Origin of the sequence: Corallococcus sp. AB030 (assembly GCF_003668965.1) — a bacterium.
GTDB lineage: Bacteria > Myxococcota > Myxococcia > Myxococcales > Myxococcaceae > Corallococcus > Corallococcus exiguus.
This window is the reverse complement of record NZ_RAWQ01000461.1, coordinates 1-1,111: the sequence shown is the minus strand read 5'-3', so window position 1 is coordinate 1,111 and position 1,111 is coordinate 1. Positions and strand designations below refer to the sequence as shown.

2 protein-coding genes are annotated in these 1,111 nt (G+C 68.9%); both read right to left on the bottom strand.

All coding sequences use genetic code 11. From position 1 onward, the window contains the following. The coding region (locus D7Y15_RS43575; protein ID WP_233605333.1) for a transposase at nt 1-449 on the bottom strand (449 nt) is incomplete at its 3' end. An 83-nt stretch (nt 450-532) separates the two neighbouring features. Continuing rightward, on the bottom strand, nt 533-1,003 hold the full coding sequence (locus tag D7Y15_RS43570; RefSeq protein WP_233597569.1) for a helix-turn-helix domain-containing protein: 471 nt from the start codon (nt 1,001-1,003) through the stop codon (nt 533-535). Between the last annotated feature and the right edge of the window lie 108 nt (nt 1,004-1,111).

Here is a 1,111-nt window from a genome sequence, read left to right as displayed (position 1 = left end):
CCCTCGGCGAGGCAGCCCGCCTTGCGGAGGGCGTCCTGGGGAGAAAGGCGCACTACCCAGCGGATGGCAGCGGCGACGTGCTGCTCCATCGTCGAGTACTGCCGGTTGGCCGACACGCGCTGTTTGAGGGGACGCCAGAGGTGGTCCATGCAGTTGAGCTCCGAGCGCTGCTTGGGTAGCAGCACCAGATGGACACCGAGGCGGGCGGCGAGCCGCTGAGACTTCTGCGCGGTGTGGCAGCTGGCCCTGTCGAGCACCAGGAGCAGAGGACGGCCGGGGTAGGCGGAGCGCAGGGCGTGCAAGAAGGCCATGAAGTCCTCCTGGCGGCTGCGCTGGGTGGCCATGACGACGCGCCTGCCGGAGCGAGGGTTGATGGCGCCCCACAACGTGCGCTTGGCATTCTCGCCGGTGATTCTCACCAGCGCCTGCTCGCCAATGGGCGCCCACATGGCGCGCAGCGGTGGAAACCAGCGCAGCACCGTGCTGTCCGTGACGAGCAGCACCGCGCGAGGCCACTGACGTTTGAGCCGCTTCAGACGGCGGACAAGGCCCCCTTTTTCTGCCCCGGGTGAGGCGCTGCGGTCGCGTACACGTACCGCGGCCGCTTCCACGCCAGGTTCGCCTCATGCAGCCGACGGCGCAGCGTGCGGGCGGACACCTCGACTCCTTTGCGCTTGAGGTGGGTGCGCAGCAGCGGCACCGTCCAGCCAGAGCTCGCCCAGCCAGCCTTCTCGGGGTTGCCGCGCACCACCTTGCGCAGGTGTTTCGGGGTGAGGCGCGGGGCTTTTCTGGGCCGGCCCGAGCGCGGGGCGTCCCAGAGCGCAGAGGGTGTGCGCTCCGTAAGGTAGCGCTCAAGCCAGAAGTAGACGGCCGGCCGACTCAAGGCTGCCAGGCGTGCCGCCTCGCCCGGGCCCTTCCCCTCCGCGATGAGCTTGATGGCCAGAAGACGACGGAAGTGACGGGCCTCGCGCGTCTGCCGCAGCGCCCGCTCCAGCTTCCGCATGTCGTATGCTGTCAGCCCCAGCTCGGCAGGGCTCCTTGCCGGTCGCATGCTCCAGAAACTGCGCATGCGACCCGGATTTGTCTCGGAACTTCTGGCGACCTACTTAGA

Excerpts from the sequence above, each read along its gene's own strand:
- D7Y15_RS43570 (WP_233597569.1), bottom strand. The coding sequence starts at position 1,003 with ATGCGGAAGCTGGAGCGGGCGCTGCGGCAGACGCGCGAGGCCCGTCAC.